This is a genomic window from Chryseobacterium sp. MHB01 (assembly GCF_034651565.1).
Taxonomy (GTDB): domain Bacteria; phylum Bacteroidota; class Bacteroidia; order Flavobacteriales; family Weeksellaceae; genus Chryseobacterium; species Chryseobacterium nepalense.
Genome location: NZ_JAYEDA010000011.1, coordinates 23,919 through 40,267, shown reverse-complemented (window position 1 = coordinate 40,267; position 16,349 = coordinate 23,919). Strand labels below are relative to the sequence as shown.

Sequence of the window (16,349 nt, the reverse complement as noted above, 5' to 3'; positions counted from 1 at the left end):
AAATTTATTTTAATGCAAAACCCGGCTTTTCCAGGCGGTTTCCTTTGTGGTCGTAAACAGCAAAATTAAACCCATCCTGAATGCAGTATGAGCCGTATTCTCCTTTTTTATTAATGGCAATAAAACCTACCTGGATGTCCTTCAGATTTTTATTTCTTCTCTTCGTAATCTGTACAATTCTCTCCACTGCTTCTTTACAGGCCTGCTGCGGCGTTCTTCCCTGTCTCATTAATTCTACGACCAAATGTGTTCCCACCGTTCGGATCACTTCTTCGCCATGACCTGTCGCTGTGGCTGCTCCGACTTCATTATCTACAAACAAGCCCGCTCCTATAATCGGAGAATCTCCTACTCTTCCATGCATTTTAAAAGCCATTCCGCTGGTGGTACAGGCACCGGAAAGATTTCCATGAGCATCCATCGCAATCATCCCGATAGTATCGTGATTTTCTATATTGACAACCGGTTGATATCTGCTGTCTTTGAGCCATTCTTTCCATTCTTTTTCTGATTCGGAGGTAAGAATATTTTCTTTTTTAAATCCCTGTGAAACGGCAAACTGCAATGCTCCGTCTCCTACCAGCATTACATGAGGTGTTTTTTCCATGACTGCTCTTGCCACAGAGATCGGATTTTTGATGTTTTCAAGACATGCCACTGACCCGATATTATAATTTTCATCCATGATGCAGGCATCCAGAGTTACCCTTCCGTCTCTGTCGGGTCTGCCTCCGTAACCGACGCTTCTTTCATCCGGATCATCCTCTACAAGCCGGACGCCTTTTTCTACGGCATCCAAAGCCCTACCTCCTTTATCTAAAATTTTCCAGGCTTCTTCATTGGCTTTCAAACCAAAATTCCAGGTGGAAAGAACAATCGGTTTGTTAATTATTGTATTGTTGTTTTCAGGAAGGTCTTTAGCCAATACATCCAATGGACTTGCCGCTAAAGCCAGCGAAGCGATTGCCGATTTTTTCAGAAACTTTCTTCTACTTTGCATGCTTAGATTTATTTGGCTCCAAATTAAGGATTTTTCGCATTTGCAGGAAATAAAAAAGCGGTAGATTTCCTACCGCTCAAATGATTTTTATTGAAAATTAATGAGGTAACTTTTCCCTGAAATATCCATAAACCCAGGTTCCGAAAATGGCGCTGATTAAAGTAACAACAATCGCCAAAGCTCCGGTTCCGATCTGAGCGAAAAGCGGACCGGGACACGCTCCCGTTATGGCCCATCCAAATCCGAAGATCAATCCGCCATAAATTTGGCCTTTATTGAATTTCTTTGGAGCAATGGAAATTTTTTCGCCATAAATGGTTTTGATGTTTAATTTTTTAATAATAAACACTGAAATCATTGCGGTTACAACAGCACTTCCTATAATTCCGTACATGTGAAAAGATTGCAGACGAAACATTTCCTGAATCCTGAACCAGCTGATGACTTCCGCCTTCACAAATACAATTCCAAAGAGAATTCCCACTACGAGATATTTTAAATGATGATACCACTGATGTTTAAGGTGACTTTCGTTGGTACAGATACTGTCCTGATGCCGTATATCTTGTTCTTTTTTCATTTTTATTTAATTAAAGTGAAAGGATGACTGGCAGAATTACATTCGCCATTAAAAAACCTCCTGCCATAAAACATATTGTTGCAATAAGGGATGGCCACTGCAAATTAGACAGTCCCATAATGGCGTGTCCGCTGGTACATCCGCCCGCATAACGCGTCCCGAAACCGACCAGAAATCCGCCGACAACCATAATAATGAAACCTTTCAGAGTAAAAAGACCGGCAAAATTCATGAGCTGTACCGGAACCATATTGCTGTAGTCTGTAATTCCGTAAGTTGCTAATTCGGATTTAAGAGCTGCATTGACAGAAATTTCTCCCGGATTTATCAAAAATCGAGAAGCAATAATTCCTCCCAATAGAATTCCGAAAACGAAAAATAGATTCCACATCTCTTTTTTCCAGTCGTATTTGAAAAACTTGATGTCTGAAGGAATACATGCTGCACACACATGCCTCAGCGATGAACTGATCCCGAAAGATTTATTGCCTAAAATAAGTAAAGCTGGAACGGTAAGTCCTATTAACGGCCCCGCAACATACCATGGCCAGGGTTGTTTGATTATTTCTAACATTAATTGTAAATTTATTTTTATTTTAAAACTTTACTCTGACACACAAAATCACTTACAGGAACCTCAGTTTGGGAAATTGCATTAAATCCACCTTCGATTTCACTGAAATTTCTGTAGCCTCTCGCCTGAAGAATACTTGCTGCCATCATGCTTCTGTAGCCTCCTGCGCAATGAAGATAAAAATGTTCTGCCGGACCAATTGAACCGATCCATTCATTAATATAGGCTAGCGGTTTATTAAATGCCTGATCGACGTGTTCTGCATTATATTCGCTTTCTTTTCGGACATCGATAATTGTTGCATCTTTATCTTTGGTTTCTTTTTCAAATTGTTGTGCTGAAATTCTGTTAACGGAATCCGTTTCCTTTCCGCTTTTTTTCCACGCTTCAAAACCACCTTTCAGAAATCCGAGAACATTGTCGAATCCTACCCTGCTCAATCTGGTCACGGTTTCCTCTTCTTCATTTTGGCCAGCGATAAGAAGAATCGGCTGTTTTACATCCACTATCAAAGCTCCGACCCAAGGTGCAAAATCGCCATTCAGACCAATATTGATTGATTGCGGAACAAATCCTTTCGCGAAATCTTCATTATTTCTTACATCTAAAATTAACGCTCCGGAATGTTCTGCGATTTCTTCAAATTCATCCGGAGAAAGAGCCTGTAAACCTTTTGACAGGACCTCATCAAAACTGCTGTATCCTTTTTTATTCATAGCCACATTCATTCCGAAGTAAGCCGGAGGCGGAAGAAGACCTTCTGTTACTGCTTTTATAAAGCTTTCTTTATCCTTCTGATTCAGCGCATAATTGGTTTTCTTTTGATTTCCCAATGTATCAGTCGTTTCTTTCTGCATATTTTTTCCGCAGGCAGAACCCGCTCCGTGAGCCGGATAAATGGTAATATCATCGTCTAAAGGTAAAATTTTCTTGTACAGGCTTTCATATAACAACCCGGCCAGTTCTTCCTGTGTCAGATTTGCTGCTTTCTGTGCTAAATCAGGACGACCAACATCTCCTAAAAACAAAGTATCCCCGCTAAATAAAGCTGTTTCTTTTCCCTTCTCATCAATCAGCAGAAAAGATGAACTTTCAAGGGTGTGACCAGGAGTATGCAGCACTTTTATTTTAATATTTCCTACCTCAAAAATCTGATTATCTTCTGCAATGATGGCTTCAAATTCAGGTTTTGCGGTCGGCCCGTAAACAATAGGTGCATTTGTTTTTCTGCTCAGATCCAGATGTCCACTTACAAAATCTGCATGAAAATGTGTTTCAAAAATATATTTAAGTTTAACATTGTCTTTTTCCAGCCGGTCGATGTAAGGCTGAGTTTCTCTCAATGGGTCTATCATTGCTGCTTCACCATTAGAAACGATATAATATGCTCCCTGAGCTAAACATCCTGTATAAATCTGTTCTATTTTCATTTTTGATGATTTTAAATTTTACTTATTATTTATTGATACAAATTTCCGGGTTTGGGATTGGGTGTACAGCTACTTTTGTTACAGAACGGGATTTTTTTAAACATGAAGTTCGCAGGTTTCGCAGATGAAGCGAATGTTTTTGAATGTTTTTACTTTATCAGGAGATTATCATGCTGGAAGCATCTCGGTGTCGTTATATATTTTTAACGCAAAGAACGCAAAGAGTTTTTTGACTATTAACTGTTTTTTTAAGTTCGCAAAGGCGTTATACTTAGCCAAGTCCGCAAAGTGAAATTATTACAGAAAGCAAACTAAATTTAATTCTCGCTGATTCCGCAGATGACGCAGATTTATTTGAACGCTTTTACTTTATCAGGAGATTGTCATGCTGGAAGCTTCTTGATATCCGAATTTTTTTTAACGCAAAGAACACTAAGATTTGTGACTACTAAACGTTTTTAAGTTCGCAAAGGCGTTTCACTCAGCTAAGAGCGCAAAGAATTTGGAAAGTAATACAGTTTATTTTCTCACGCAGATTTTACGGATGACGCAGATTTTGTAACCTTTACTTATCAGGAGAGTGTCATGCTGGAGTTTCCCGATATCCGAAATATTTTTTAACGCAAAGGCCGAAAAGTTTTTTTGACGACTAACTGTTTTTTTTAAGTTCGCAAAGCCGTTTCACTCAGCAAAGGTTAAAAGATTTTACTTTATCGGAAAATTGTCATGCTGGAAGCTTCCTGATATCCGAATTTTTTTTAACGCAAAGAACACTAAGATTTGTGACTACTAAACGTTTTTAAGTTCGCAAAGGCGTTTCACTCAGCTAAGAGCACAAAGAATTTGGAAAGTAATACAGTTTATTTTCTCACGCAGATTTTACGGATGACGCAGATTTTGTAACCTTTACTTATCAGGAGAGTGTCATGCTGGAGTTTCCCGATATCCGAAATATTTTTTAATGCAAAGGCCGAAAAGTTTTTTTGACGACTAACTGTTTTTTTTAAGTTCGCAAAGCGGTTTCAGTCAGCAAAGGTTAAAAAATTTTACTTTATCGGAAGATTATCATGCTGGAAATAGCTGCCATAAAAAAATTAAAAGAAAATTTCTTTTATGATGATATAAATTCCCATCAGGAGAATAAACCACCCGAAAGCAGGTTTAAGTTTTTTACCTTCGATTTTTTTGGACAGCCGAGAACCGATAATAATTCCTATAACTGCAATTAATGATATGATTGCCAGGAATTTCCAGTCGATCACAACATTATGCATTGATGAGAAAAAACCGATAAGTGAGTTGAATGAAATGATGACAAGAGATGTTCCGATAGCTACTTTCATGGGGGTTTTGAGAAGACTGACCAAAGCCGGAATAATCAGAAATCCGCCGCCTGCGCCCAGGAGACCTGTCAGGATTCCGACGATTGAGCCTTCTCCGGCCGCGAGAAGTATATTATTTCCACGGTTTGTTTCAGGCTGATATTCTGTATTTTTCCTTATCATCTTGTAAGAAGCCAGCATCATTAATCCCGCAAAAATCAACAGCAGTAAAATATCTTTTGTCACCACAAAATTATCAACTGTAAATACATGATCGGGAATTAAAGGTAAAATATAACGACGTGTAAGAAAAATGGAAATAATTGAAGGAATTCCGAAAATAAAAGCTGTTTTAAAATTTACCAATCCTTTTTTGAAGTACGAAACCGAACCGACAACACTGCTTATTCCTACAATAAAAAGTGAATATTCCGTAGCCAGAAAAGCGTCTAATCCAAAAATATAAACCAGAACGGGGACCGTAAGAATACTTCCGCCACCGCCGATTAACCCCAATGAAATCCCTATTAAAACCGATGCGATATATCCAAAAATTTCCATTTTCTCAACTTTATGATGCAAAATTGAATATATCGGAAAAGATATACCGCTACTTTTGTTACAGAAGGTTTTTTTTTAACGCAAAGGTCGCGAAGATTTTTTTTAACTACTCAATGTTTTTAAGTTCGCAAAGCCGTTTCACTCAGCAAAGATTAAAAGCTGTTACCTTATCAGCAGATTGTCATGCTGGAAGCATCTTGATATCGTTATATATTTTAACGCAAAGATTGCGAAGATTTTTTGACTACTCAATGTTTTTAAGTTCGCAAAGCCGTTTCACTTAGATAAGCACGCAAAGAGATTCATGGAAGTACATTAAATGCTGAACTACGTTTGTAAACCTTCATATTACACTCAGCAAAGCCGCTAAAAAGTTTTAAATGTCTTCCAAAATGGTAATTTTATTTCTTCCAAGCTGAAGTTTACCCGCATCTTCCAGCTGTTTCAGCAATCGGGAGACCACAACTCTTGCCGTTCCGAGTTCATTGGCAAGCTGTTCGTGTGTAATAATTATTGTTTTGGAATTTAAAATTTCCGATTTTTTGTGGAGAAGATTCAGCAGCCTCTCATCTACTTTTTTAAAAGCGATGGCATTGATAATATCTAAAAGCTCTTCAAAACGTTTATGATACAGTCTGAAAATATAATCCAGCCATTCCGGATATTCTTTGATGAATAAAGAAACTTTATCTATCGGCAGAAAAAGAATTTCAGTATCTTCTTCTACTTCGGCTTTTACGATGCTCTTTTCATTGTGCATTCCGCCAAGAAAAGACATGATACAGCTTTCTCCTGCTTTAATGTAATACAGAAGAATTTCCCGGCCGTCTTCTTCGGTGCGGATCACCTTCAGCATTCCTTTCATCACGATCGGAATTGAACGGATGGATGAATTTTCATCCAATATAATATCGCCTTCGTGATACGTCTTCGTGATCCCATACTGATATAGCTTTTCTACCAGTTCAGGCGAAGAAGTAAATTCTGAAGAAAGAACCGAATCCTGCATAATAAAATTTCTAAGGCTAATTTACACGAATTTCGTCAACAAAAAGCCATGCTTTGGAATCTGCACCCGGATTTCCGGCAGGGATAATTCCAGCGTTTTCTATATTAACTTTAATATATTTTGAATTCTGAATGCCTACATTCACTTTGATTTTACCTTTTGCTGAAAGGATTTTCTCTTTTCCGATTTCTTTAATGAGTTTAAAATCCGTTCCGTTGTCTGAAACGAAAATCTGAGCTGATTTTGCGAAATGAATCCAACTTCCTTTGTTGTCTAAAGTATTAAAGTACACCTCTGAAAACCGCGTTTTCTGTCCGAAATCAATCGTAGCCACAACATCTTTTCCCTGAAAGCCAAGCCATGTTTTTCCCAATTGCTTTTGATTTCCGATAATTCCGTCAACTAAAGTGAATTCACCTCCGAATGAATAATTTTCATCAGGTTGGCTTTCTAATGTTATGGGTTTTCCGGTAGTTTTAGAAATCACAAAATCTTGCGAAGAAACGGCACTTTGAAGTCCACCTTCAAAATAAGCTGATTTAATGGTCATGGTTTTTGAAACGGGAATTGGAACGTCATACGTTTGGGAATTTTCTGTGGGAACACTCCCGTCTGTTGTGAAACGAATTCCTTCCGGCTTCTGCGATGTTGAAAGTTTATACGAAATACCTCCTACTCTCGGTTGCACTTTCCCATTGATATTGTAAATACTTTTCGCATAATTGATACCCATTTTATCCAACACCTTAAATTCATTAATTACTCTTCCTTCAAATTCTTTATAATTTTTAGGATCAGCTGTTCCCCAACCAACTTCAGAAAGAGCGAATAATCTCGGGAAAATCATGTATTGAACCTGCTTAAAATCAAGAATATACTCCGTCCACAGATTTGCCTGAACCCCTAAAATATATTTTGACTGTTCTGCATTCAGTTCTTTCGGAATTGGATTGTAAGAATACACTTTATCTAAAGGGGTAAATCCTCCGAAAGCATTCGGTTCCGTTGCAGGATCGCCCTGATAATGATCGAAATAGCAATAAGACCCGGGAGTCATGACTGCAAAATGACCTGTTTTTGCAGCTTCCACACCGCCTTTTATACCCGTCCAGCTCATTACAGCAGCATTCGGGGCCAGTCCGCCTTCCAGAATTTCGTCCCATCCTATGATTTTTCTTCCTTTTGAATTGACATATTTTTCAATTCTGTGGATAAAATAGCTTTGAAGCCCATGTTCATCTTTCAGATTATTTTTTCTGATTAATTCCTGGCAATGCGGACATTCTTTCCATCTGGTTTTCGGGCATTCATCGCCACCAATGTGAATATATTGTGAAGGAAAAAGCTGAATTACCTCATCCAGAACATTTTCTAAAAATGTAAAAGTTTCCTCTTTCGGACAAAAAACATCATCAAAAACGCCCCATTTTGTAGCCGGCTCAAAAGGACCTTTTGTACAGGCCAATTCCGGATAGGCAGAAAGTGCTGCTAAAGCGTGACCCGGCATTTCAATTTCCGGAACAACAGTGATATGTCTTTCCTGAGCATATTTTACCACTTCTTTTATCTGATCCTGGGTGTAAAAATAAGGCCCATAAGGCTTTCCGTCGAAGGTATTATCAACATAGGCTCCGATCATCGATTCCTTCCTTTTTGAACCGATCTGAGTTAATTTCGGGTATTTTTTGATTTCAATTCTCCAGCCCTGGTCGTCGGTTAAATGCCAGTGAAACGTATTCAGTTTGTACATGGCCAGATAATCGATATACTGTTTCACCTCATCAACCGTAAAGAAGTGGCGGCAAACGTCAAGGTGCATTCCTCTCCAGGCAAATTTTGGTTCATCCTCAATTTTCATTGCCGGAATTTTTCCCGAATCTTTGTATTGTTCCAATAACTGAATTAATGTCTGAAGGGCGAGAAAATATCCCTGGTCCGTATTGGAGCTGATAACAATTGCCCTGGGTGAAATGTCAATTGAATATTTTTCTTTTTTCTGCTGACCGATTACGGATTGTGGAGTAAAAAGAGTATTAACCAGGTGAGCGCCTTCCTCCTTTTTCCCGGAGCTGAAAGTAAACATTCCCGCTGTTCGCTTTTTAAAATAAGCAGTTTCTTTTACCGGAAGATTTTTATCAAATTTAAAATTTTCAGGAATAATAAATTCTCCTTTCTGAAATTCAACTTTCTGCGGATATGGAATCAGGTGAAGTTTATTTTGCGAAAAAGCCACTCCTGAAAAAAAAAGAAGAATAAGTAAGAAAGCGCGTATCATGTAATTTTTAGGTTTTTGCTAAGATACTTATTTCTCGAATAATTTTCGCGCCTTTAATTTTGTGCCTTAAAATTATCCTTATAAACAAAAAACCTTGCCAGCGACAAGGTTTGTATTTATTTAAAACTGCATTTCAGGAATTTCACCTTCTATAATAAGATCAGCTTCTGTTGATTTTATAATGTGTTCTACGGAAACTCCCGGAGCTCGTTCAATAAGTTTGAAACCTTCAGGCGTAACATCCAGCACGGCCAATTCGGTGACAACTCTTTTAACACAATTTACTCCTGTTAAAGGAAGCGTACATTTTTTGAGGATTTTGCTTTCTCCTGCTTTGTTGACGTGCATCATGGCGACAATAATATTTTCTGCAGAGGCCACAAGGTCCATCGCACCGCCCATTCCCTTCACCATTTTTCCTGGGATTTTCCAGTTGGCGATATCTCCGTTTTCTGCAACTTCCATGGCACCAAGAATGGTAAGATCTACTTTTTTGCTTCTGATCATCCCGAAACTGAAAGCAGAATCAAAGAAGGAACCTCCGTCCAGAATGGTAATCGTCTGCTTCCCTGCATTGATGATATCTGCATCCTCTTCACCTTCATACGGAAACGGTCCCATTCCCAACACTCCGTTTTCACTCTGAAATTCTACATTAAGATTTTCCGGAACGTAATTGGCAACCAATGTCGGGATTCCGATTCCTAGGTTTACGTAATACCTGTCTTTTACTTCTCTGGAAATTCTTTGTGCAATTTGTTCTTTCGTTAGCATAGCTTAATCTTATCCTGCCAAATTAGCCATTTTTACGGAATTACAAAATACCTTTCTTTCTTATCCTATGATATATTTTGAATCTCTATTTGTTGTAACTTTGTACGTTTTTAATTTTACCGATGAAAATTTTATTACATTACCTTAAACCTTACAAATGGCTGATTATCATTTCACTGTTCTTAGCCTCTGTTAATCAGGTTTTTTCTTTATTTGCACCCGCTATTACCGGAAACATATTAGATAAACTCGTAACGCATCCCAATTTTTTCGATAAAGAGAAAACGCTCCCGAGAAATATGAATGAATATCTTTATGGAACTGATATTTATCATGGTGTTTTCTATTTTCTGGCCCTGTTAGTTGGTACTGCCATGATCAGCCGTATTGCTAAAGCTTTCCAGGATTATGTGGTGAATGTAATTATTCAGAAGTTTGGTGCCAAAATTTTCACTGATGGCTTAAAACATTCGATGCGACTGCCTTTTCAGGAGTTTGAAGATCAGAGAAGCGGTGAAACCCTTTCCATATTAACAAAGGTGCGTGAAGATACCGTGAAATTCATCAATAATTTCATTAATGTGTTCTTCGGAATTCTGGTGAGTATTATTTTCGTTTCGGTGTACGCCATTCGTCTTCACTGGTCGATCATGCCGGTTTACGTTGTGGGAATTATTCTTATCGCGGTAGTAACCAATTTGCTGAGTAAAAGAATCAAAACCATTCAGAAAAATATTGTTACGGAAACTACCAACCTTGCGGGAAGCACCACGGAAAGCCTCAGGAATATTGAAATCGTAAAAAGTTTAGGGCTCACCAGCCAGGAAGTTGAGCGTCTTAACAACAATACCTATAAAATCCTTAATCTTGAGCTGAGAAAAGTAAAAAGCATCCGTTCCCTGAGCTTTGTACAGGGAACACTGGTCAATTTTTTACAGCAGACCATTACTTTTACTTTATTGTTATTGATTTTTAAAAACATTGTAACTCCGGGACAGTATTTATCGTTAATGTTTTACGGATTCTTCATTTTCGGGCCGATGCAGGAAATCGGGAATATCATTATTTCCTATCGGGAGGCACAGGCTTCGCTGAACAATTTCGACCGGGTGATGAAAAAAGAAGTTGAGCCTAAGCCTTTAACTCCGAAGAAAATCGGGGCTATTGAAGAGCTTGAATTTCAAAATGTTTCTTTCCAACATCAGACTGCCCATTATAAAGCTTTAAATTCCATCTCATTCAACGTAAAAAACGGGGAAACAATTGCCTTTGTAGGACCGAGCGGTTCAGGAAAAAGTACTTTGGTAAAACTTCTTGTAGGATTGTACAGACCTCAGGAAGGTTCTATTTTATACAATAATATTGACGGAAAGGAATTCGATTTTGATGAACTGAGGAACCAGATCGGGTTTGTGACCCAGGACACGCAGCTTTTTGCAGGAACCATAAAAGAAAATCTTTTGTTTGTGAATCCTTCCGCAACGGAAGAAGATCTGCAGTTGGCATTAAAAAAATCGAGTTGCAGCAATCTTTTAGAACGTGCAGAAAACGGAATTGAAACCGTAATCGGAGAAGGAGGTTTGAAATTAAGCGGCGGTGAGAAACAGCGAATTGCCATTGCCAGAGCCTTGTTAAGAAAACCGCATTTACTGATTTTTGATGAGGCGACTTCCGCTTTAGACAGTATTACGGAAGAAGAAATTACCACTACCATTAAAGAAATTTCTAAGGAAAAAGAACAGATTACCGTTCTTATTGCCCACAGATTAAGCACCATTATGCATGCAGACCGAATTTTCGTTCTGGAACGCGGACAGATAGTAGAAACCGGTTCTCATCTCAATCTTATTGAAGAAAAAGGATTGTATTATGCAATGTGGAGACAGCAGATTGGGGAGAGAAAAACTTTAGTATAGATGAGATGAAAGTTGGAAGCTGGATGATTGAAGTTTATGTGACTTTGAGATTCTTCACTTTGTCAGAATAACAATTAGGACTTTATAACTAAAATAAATTACCCCGAAAGTTGATTTCGGGGTATTATTTTTCAAGAACTGATAAAAAATTAATCTCTTTTTCTAACCGTTCTCTGCTCTATTCTCTTTTCAAATTTTTCTCCCTGGAAAATACGCTGGATCATGATTCCCGGAATGTGAATCTGGTTGGGATCCAATACTCCCGGTTCTACCAGTTCTTCCACTTCAGCGATGGTAATTTTTCCTGCACCGGCCATCGGATGATTAAAATTTCTTGCAGATCCTTTGAAAATAAGGTTTCCTGCGTGATCTCCTTTCCATGCTTTGACGATTGAAAAATCTGCTTCAAAGGCATATTCCAGAATATGAGGTTTCCCTTTGAAATCTTTCACTTCTTTTCCTTCCGCCACTTCAGTACCGAAGCCTGCAGGCGTATAAAAAGCAGGAATTCCGGCTTGTGCTGCTCTGCATTTTTCTGCCAGTGTTCCCTGTGGTGTCAGTTCCACTTCCAGTTCTCCGGAAAGCATCTGTCTTTCAAATTCTGCATTTTCACCTACATAAGAGGAAATCATTTTTTTGATCTGCCTTTTTTTCAGAAGCAGTCCCAATCCGAAATCATCAACGCCGGCATTGTTTGAAATACAGGTTAAGTCTTTTACATCACTCTCCACCAGTGCATTAATTGAGTTTTCAGGTATCCCGCAAAGTCCGAATCCGCCCAGCATCAATGTCATTCCATCCTTAATTCCCTCAATGGCTTCCTTTGCATTTTTTACTCTTTTATCTATCATGAAATATTAGATTTTCTGTTGGCTTAAATTTAATACTTTTTCTCAGATTTCAGAATTATGGATCGTCATTTAAGCATTTGTTGTATCGGATCACCGATAACCATACTGATGATGGTCTGGATTTTGGTTAAGATATCTACACCTTATCACATAAATACAGTATTATGGAAACGAAAAACATTTCAAGAGTAGCGCTTGGCGCATTTCTCATCACCGCAGGAATCGGGCATCTCACATTTGCAAGAAAAGAATTTCAGGCGCAGGTTCCCGAATGGGTTCCTCTGGATAAAGATGACACTGTTGTCTATTCCGGAATTGCAGAAATTGCTTTAGGCACCGCCGTAATTGTAACACCAAAAAAATACCGGAAAACAATGGGAAAAATTGTAGCAGGATTTTTCACAGCCGTACTTCCCGGAAATGTTGCCCAATATAAAAACAGACGCGATTCTTTCGGACTAAATACCGATAATCAAAGATTTGCCAGGCTTTTTATGCAGGCACCTTTAATAACATGGGCACTGAAATCTACTGATGAATAAATATAAAATCGGCAAAAATTTTAATTTTTGCCGATTTTTGATGTGGGATGGATTTTTTTATCCGTTGGACTTACGTCCAATGTTGGTTTAGGTCGTCCCTTCGGGACTCTTACTGGATGATTAATTTTAAAGTAAATAATTTTCTGGTATGTACTTTTACAAAATAGACGCCTTTCGGAAGGTTTTCATTCACCAGGGAGAAACGCTGGTTGTTGATATTTTTTGATTCATAGAGAAGATCTCCGTTTGCTGAAAACAATTCTATTTTTTCTATGGGATAATCACTCTTTATAAAGGTAGGTTCTCCCGGTTTTGTAGGATTCGGATACAAGATTACATTTTTCTCAGTAGTTTTTGTTTCTCCCGTTCCCAATATCGGGCCGGTTACCTGAAACTGTACCCTGTTGGATACCTCGGTATACGAATCATTGGTAAACATTACCATATAATAATTTCCGGGTGTTGTTGGAACTGCTGTTCCCTGAATGGTTTTTGTACCCTGGGTAATTCCGTCAAAATACGTATAAGAAATAAAATTATCATCCGGAACGGTAATGTTTTGAGGATAAATTCCCAGCCAGTCTTTGATGATACCCGGAGAATCGGTCCAGGAAGCGGTAATATTTTCACCTAATGTGTAAACAGGCTTATTGGTCCAGAGTTCGGTTACAATATCTCCGACTTTAAAGAAAACTTTTTCGCCTATTGTCGTGTAACCATCTTCTAAGAAATACTGTGCATAATAATATCCTTTTGCAAGACCTGTGAAATTGAGTGTACCAGAAGCCGTGGTCACGTAGCTCCATTGTGTAGAATTTACATTCCCCGGCGTATGTCCCATTTTATAGATTCCGATCCAGTCTTTGGTAAGATTTGGTCCGTTGGAGAAATTAACAGTTACCGTTCCGCCGACAGGATACACATCAGAAGTTGTTGAAAGCACCACTTTCGGTCCTACATAAAAGTTTTTCCTTGGGGTAATTTCCGTATAGCTGTTGTTCGCAAAAAAGCCTGCAAAATACTGACCTTTAGTAGCAATTCCGTTCGGAAATGAAGCTGTTCCGGATGTCTGTCCGTTGGTATAAACATAAGCCTGGGAAGTTACCGCCGCAGGATTCTGGCCTTTCTTGTAAATTCCTACCCAATCCTGATTATTTCCCGGGCCATCTGTAAAATTGGCTGTAATTGGTTCGTTTTGGAGATATTCTGTTTTATTTAAATTAAAAACAGGATTTGAAACAACACTTCCTGTAACGGTAAATTCTTTTACATCGCTCCAGTCACTCCATTCCATATTTCGGTCTCTGTAACGAACTTTCACATAATAATTTCCGTTGGTAATGGTATTTGCAGCGATTGTAGCTTTTGTGATATCAACACCTGCATTAAGGTTTTTGGTAATATCAGGCGTTCCGTTTCCGTCTTTCCCGAACCAGTTTTCGTAATCTCTGTAAAATTCCTTTTCAATAATGGAAAAATCGGCAGCTTTACTAATTAAAAACTGAGTCGTGTTCAACAACTCTCCGTTCGAACTTGAAAATGCACTTCCGTTTAAAGTTAAAGGCAAAGTAACCGGTGCGGTAAATGTGTTTGAAATAATTGGCTTTGCCGGCTTAGGCTGATTTTTATACCGGTGGAACGTGTCAATCAGTTCATTATATTTTTTGTGATACACTCCTCCGATGGAATAGGATTCAACATCTACTTTTCCTGTGTTCACATCTACTTCCACGATCTGGTACGTCCAGTCAGTAAGGGTTTTCTGAACATCATCAAAATCCTGTTCGGTAGACATTCCCCAATACTGGTCCCATGCAACACCACCGGAAATAATCTGGTAATTCGGCGTATTTTTCAGCTGCCCCCTGTGATACAAATGGTGATGCGCTCCGACGTGCATTAAATATTTTGAAGAAGTGGTTAAAAGAGGAACGGCGCTGTTTCTTACCCACGTTGAAATATCTCCTACATATTGCTCTGCCTGGTAAGGTCTGTGACTTAAAGAAATAATCCAGTCTACAGTAGAATCGTTCTCAGCTGCATTTAAAATCTGCTGCAGCCAGGTCATCTGCGCAGAACCGGTATGTTCAGAACTTAAACTGATAAACAAAACATTTCCTGCCTGCTGAGCGTAATAGTTCTCATTTCCGGATGAAATATTTTTATATTTTATTTCATCAATATAAAAGTGGGCATAATAAGAATTCATTCCAAGAGTTCCGTAGGTTTCGTGATTTCCTACCGTGGTCTGTATAGGAAGATATGGTGAAAGATTGATATTCTTTTTAAAATGAACATTTTCATAATGATCGAGTGTTCCCACATCCACCTGATCTCCGACCATAAAAGTCAAAGCAACATTATCGGAAGGATCAGAATTTGGACCGAACTTTTCCTTTAGCTTTTTATAGGCATTTAGCGTTAAGGTGTCATATCTCGGTTCTGCCTTGATTTGATTGTCTCCCATAATCAGGAAACGAATTTTCCCGTTAGCCGTTGCAGCCTGCCCCGGCAAAGGCAGTGTTCTGAAATTGTAAACCGCAGATTCGCTGCTTCCTGTTCTGATTTTGTAATAATATTTCGTGTTCGGCTGAAGGTTGGTGATTTTTGCCGTATGATAATAATAATTATTGTTGTAACCGGTATCGGAAAATATATTAGTGGTTCCGGTAAAGGTCACATTAAGATTGGCTGGATTGGTTCCGTAAAAAACGGTTGTTTCGGTATTTGATGATGTTTTCCAGCTGACAATCATTGAATTCGGTGTCGGATTTTGTAAATAAGGATACAGAGCCTGCCCGAAAGCCATCTGGACGGCAAAGCAAAAAAAGAATAAAAGCTGTTTCATGAGTACAATTTGTATAATGTTTTAATAGTTTAGCTGATAACAGTAAGGCTGAAGAAACCCTTTTTATCATCGTGCAAAAGTAAAATACACATGTAAACTGTATCTGATGGTAACTTCAAGGAAATATTAATTTATACCCGGAATTTTCTTTAAAATTTCATTATATTTTAATGGTAATGTGTTTGGAATATTGAAAAAAAGATTTGTATATTTGCAACCTGTTATTCAACCTCTGACGAAGTCCGTGTAAGTTGCTTAGCTTAAACATTTTATTTTATTAATAATGGATTTATTAAAGTACGTACAAGACAAGTACATTACAAAAAAAGAATTCCCTGAATTCAAAGCGGGTGATACAATCACTGTTTATTACGAGATTAAAGAAGGTCAGAAAACAAGAACTCAGTTCTTCAAAGGAACAGTTATCCAATTAAGAGGTACCGGTTCTACAAAAACTTTCACGATCAGAAAAATGTCTGGTGATGTAGGAGTAGAAAGAGTATTCCCAATCAACATGCCTGCTCTTCAAAAAATTGAAGTTGACAGAAGAGGTAGAGTTAGAAGATCAAGAATCTACTACTTCAGAGACCTTAGAGGTAAAAAAGCGAGAATTAAAGACGCTGCTTACAAGAAGAAATAATTCAGACAACAATACATACGGAAAGAG

The 16,349-nt window shown here is 38.3% G+C and carries 13 protein-coding genes; 3 read left to right on the top strand and 10 right to left on the bottom strand.

What is annotated here, in order from left to right; all coding sequences use genetic code 11:
- Window positions 1-4 precede the first annotated feature (4 nt).
- From U9K52_RS16670 to U9K52_RS16635, 8 genes are all read right to left on the bottom strand, one after another.
- Window positions 5-1,000, bottom strand: a complete 996-nt coding sequence (locus U9K52_RS16670) for a N(4)-(beta-N-acetylglucosaminyl)-L-asparaginase (RefSeq protein WP_322927424.1) — start codon at window positions 998-1,000, stop codon at window positions 5-7.
- Between the two features lie 97 nt (window positions 1,001-1,097).
- Window positions 1,098-1,580 carry a DUF6691 family protein gene (locus U9K52_RS16665; RefSeq protein WP_322927423.1) on the bottom strand — a complete coding sequence of 161 codons (483 nt, stop codon included), beginning with the start codon at window positions 1,578-1,580 and terminating at the stop codon, window positions 1,098-1,100.
- A gap of 10 nt (window positions 1,581-1,590) precedes the next feature.
- Window positions 1,591-2,154, bottom strand: a complete 564-nt coding sequence (locus U9K52_RS16660) for a YeeE/YedE family protein (RefSeq protein WP_312173983.1) — start codon at window positions 2,152-2,154, stop codon at window positions 1,591-1,593.
- Between the two features lie 17 nt (window positions 2,155-2,171).
- Complete coding sequence (locus U9K52_RS16655) at window positions 2,172-3,584, bottom strand: MBL fold metallo-hydrolase (RefSeq protein WP_322927422.1); 1,413 nt, start codon at window positions 3,582-3,584, stop codon at window positions 2,172-2,174.
- Between the two features lie 1,094 nt (window positions 3,585-4,678).
- Entirely contained in the window at window positions 4,679-5,467 is a 789-nt protein-coding gene (locus U9K52_RS16650; protein ID WP_263602787.1) for a sulfite exporter TauE/SafE family protein, read from the bottom strand.
- Between the two features lie 376 nt (window positions 5,468-5,843).
- Window positions 5,844-6,476: a Crp/Fnr family transcriptional regulator gene (locus tag U9K52_RS16645; RefSeq protein WP_263602786.1), complete on the bottom strand. Its 633-nt coding sequence runs from the start codon at window positions 6,474-6,476 to the stop codon at window positions 5,844-5,846.
- Window positions 6,477-6,492: 16 nt separating this feature from the next.
- Window positions 6,493-8,751: a family 20 glycosylhydrolase gene (locus U9K52_RS16640; protein WP_322927421.1), complete on the bottom strand. Its 2,259-nt coding sequence runs from the start codon at window positions 8,749-8,751 to the stop codon at window positions 6,493-6,495.
- Between the two features lie 120 nt (window positions 8,752-8,871).
- Window positions 8,872-9,525: a CoA transferase subunit B gene (locus U9K52_RS16635; RefSeq protein ID WP_263602784.1), complete on the bottom strand. Its 654-nt coding sequence runs from the start codon at window positions 9,523-9,525 to the stop codon at window positions 8,872-8,874.
- 122 nt (window positions 9,526-9,647) lie between these two features.
- On the opposite strand from U9K52_RS16635, the gene U9K52_RS16630 reads away from it, so the two are divergent.
- Window positions 9,648-11,441 (top strand): ABC transporter ATP-binding protein, encoded by a 1,794-nt coding sequence (locus U9K52_RS16630; protein ID WP_248393900.1) that lies wholly within the window; start codon window positions 9,648-9,650, stop codon window positions 11,439-11,441.
- A 149-nt stretch (window positions 11,442-11,590) separates the two neighbouring features.
- Here the strand turns inward: U9K52_RS16630 and U9K52_RS16625 are convergent, their stop codons facing one another.
- A complete protein-coding gene (locus tag U9K52_RS16625) occupies window positions 11,591-12,292 on the bottom strand; it encodes a CoA transferase subunit A (protein ID WP_248393901.1) in 702 nt (233 codons plus the stop codon).
- 164 nt (window positions 12,293-12,456) lie between these two features.
- Here U9K52_RS16625 and U9K52_RS16620 point away from each other — a divergent pair, with 164 nt between their 5' ends.
- The gene (locus tag U9K52_RS16620) at window positions 12,457-12,834 is read left to right on the top strand and encodes a hypothetical protein (RefSeq protein WP_322927420.1); all 378 of its coding nucleotides are present in this window, start codon (window positions 12,457-12,459) and stop codon (window positions 12,832-12,834) included.
- Window positions 12,835-12,943: 109 nt separating this feature from the next.
- Here U9K52_RS16620 and U9K52_RS16615 read toward each other — a convergent pair whose 3' ends face one another.
- Complete coding sequence (locus U9K52_RS16615; RefSeq protein WP_322927419.1) at window positions 12,944-15,682, bottom strand: fibronectin type III domain-containing protein; 2,739 nt, start codon at window positions 15,680-15,682, stop codon at window positions 12,944-12,946.
- 283 nt (window positions 15,683-15,965) lie between these two features.
- Between U9K52_RS16615 and rplS the strand changes: the two genes are divergently transcribed.
- A complete protein-coding gene (rplS, locus tag U9K52_RS16610; RefSeq protein ID WP_034709455.1) occupies window positions 15,966-16,322 on the top strand; it encodes a 50S ribosomal protein L19 in 357 nt (118 codons plus the stop codon).
- Window positions 16,323-16,349 lie beyond the last annotated feature (27 nt).

What these genes read in the sequence shown, in the direction of transcription:
- U9K52_RS16650 (WP_263602787.1), bottom strand. Translation starts at nt 5,467, where the DNA reads ATGGAAATTTTTGGATATATCGCATCGGTTTTAATAGGGATTTCATTG.
- U9K52_RS16645 (WP_263602786.1), bottom strand. Translation starts at nt 6,476, where the DNA reads ATGCAGGATTCGGTTCTTTCTTCAGAATTTACTTCTTCGCCTGAACTG.
- U9K52_RS16635 (WP_263602784.1), bottom strand. Translation starts at nt 9,525, where the DNA reads ATGCTAACGAAAGAACAAATTGCACAAAGAATTTCCAGAGAAGTAAAA.
- U9K52_RS16615 (WP_322927419.1), bottom strand. Translation starts at nt 15,682, where the DNA reads ATGAAACAGCTTTTATTCTTTTTTTGCTTTGCCGTCCAGATGGCTTTC.
- U9K52_RS16655 (WP_322927422.1), bottom strand. Translation starts at nt 3,584, where the DNA reads ATGAAAATAGAACAGATTTATACAGGATGTTTAGCTCAGGGAGCATAT.
- U9K52_RS16620 (WP_322927420.1), top strand. Translation starts at nt 12,457, where the DNA reads ATGGAAACGAAAAACATTTCAAGAGTAGCGCTTGGCGCATTTCTCATC.
- U9K52_RS16670 (WP_322927424.1), bottom strand. Translation starts at nt 1,000, where the DNA reads ATGCAAAGTAGAAGAAAGTTTCTGAAAAAATCGGCAATCGCTTCGCTG.
- U9K52_RS16630 (WP_248393900.1), top strand. Translation starts at nt 9,648, where the DNA reads ATGAAAATTTTATTACATTACCTTAAACCTTACAAATGGCTGATTATC.
- rplS (WP_034709455.1), top strand. Translation starts at nt 15,966, where the DNA reads ATGGATTTATTAAAGTACGTACAAGACAAGTACATTACAAAAAAAGAA.
- U9K52_RS16640 (WP_322927421.1), bottom strand. Translation starts at nt 8,751, where the DNA reads ATGATACGCGCTTTCTTACTTATTCTTCTTTTTTTTTCAGGAGTGGCT.
- U9K52_RS16665 (WP_322927423.1), bottom strand. Translation starts at nt 1,580, where the DNA reads ATGAAAAAAGAACAAGATATACGGCATCAGGACAGTATCTGTACCAAC.
- U9K52_RS16660 (WP_312173983.1), bottom strand. Translation starts at nt 2,154, where the DNA reads ATGTTAGAAATAATCAAACAACCCTGGCCATGGTATGTTGCGGGGCCG.
- U9K52_RS16625 (WP_248393901.1), bottom strand. Translation starts at nt 12,292, where the DNA reads ATGATAGATAAAAGAGTAAAAAATGCAAAGGAAGCCATTGAGGGAATT.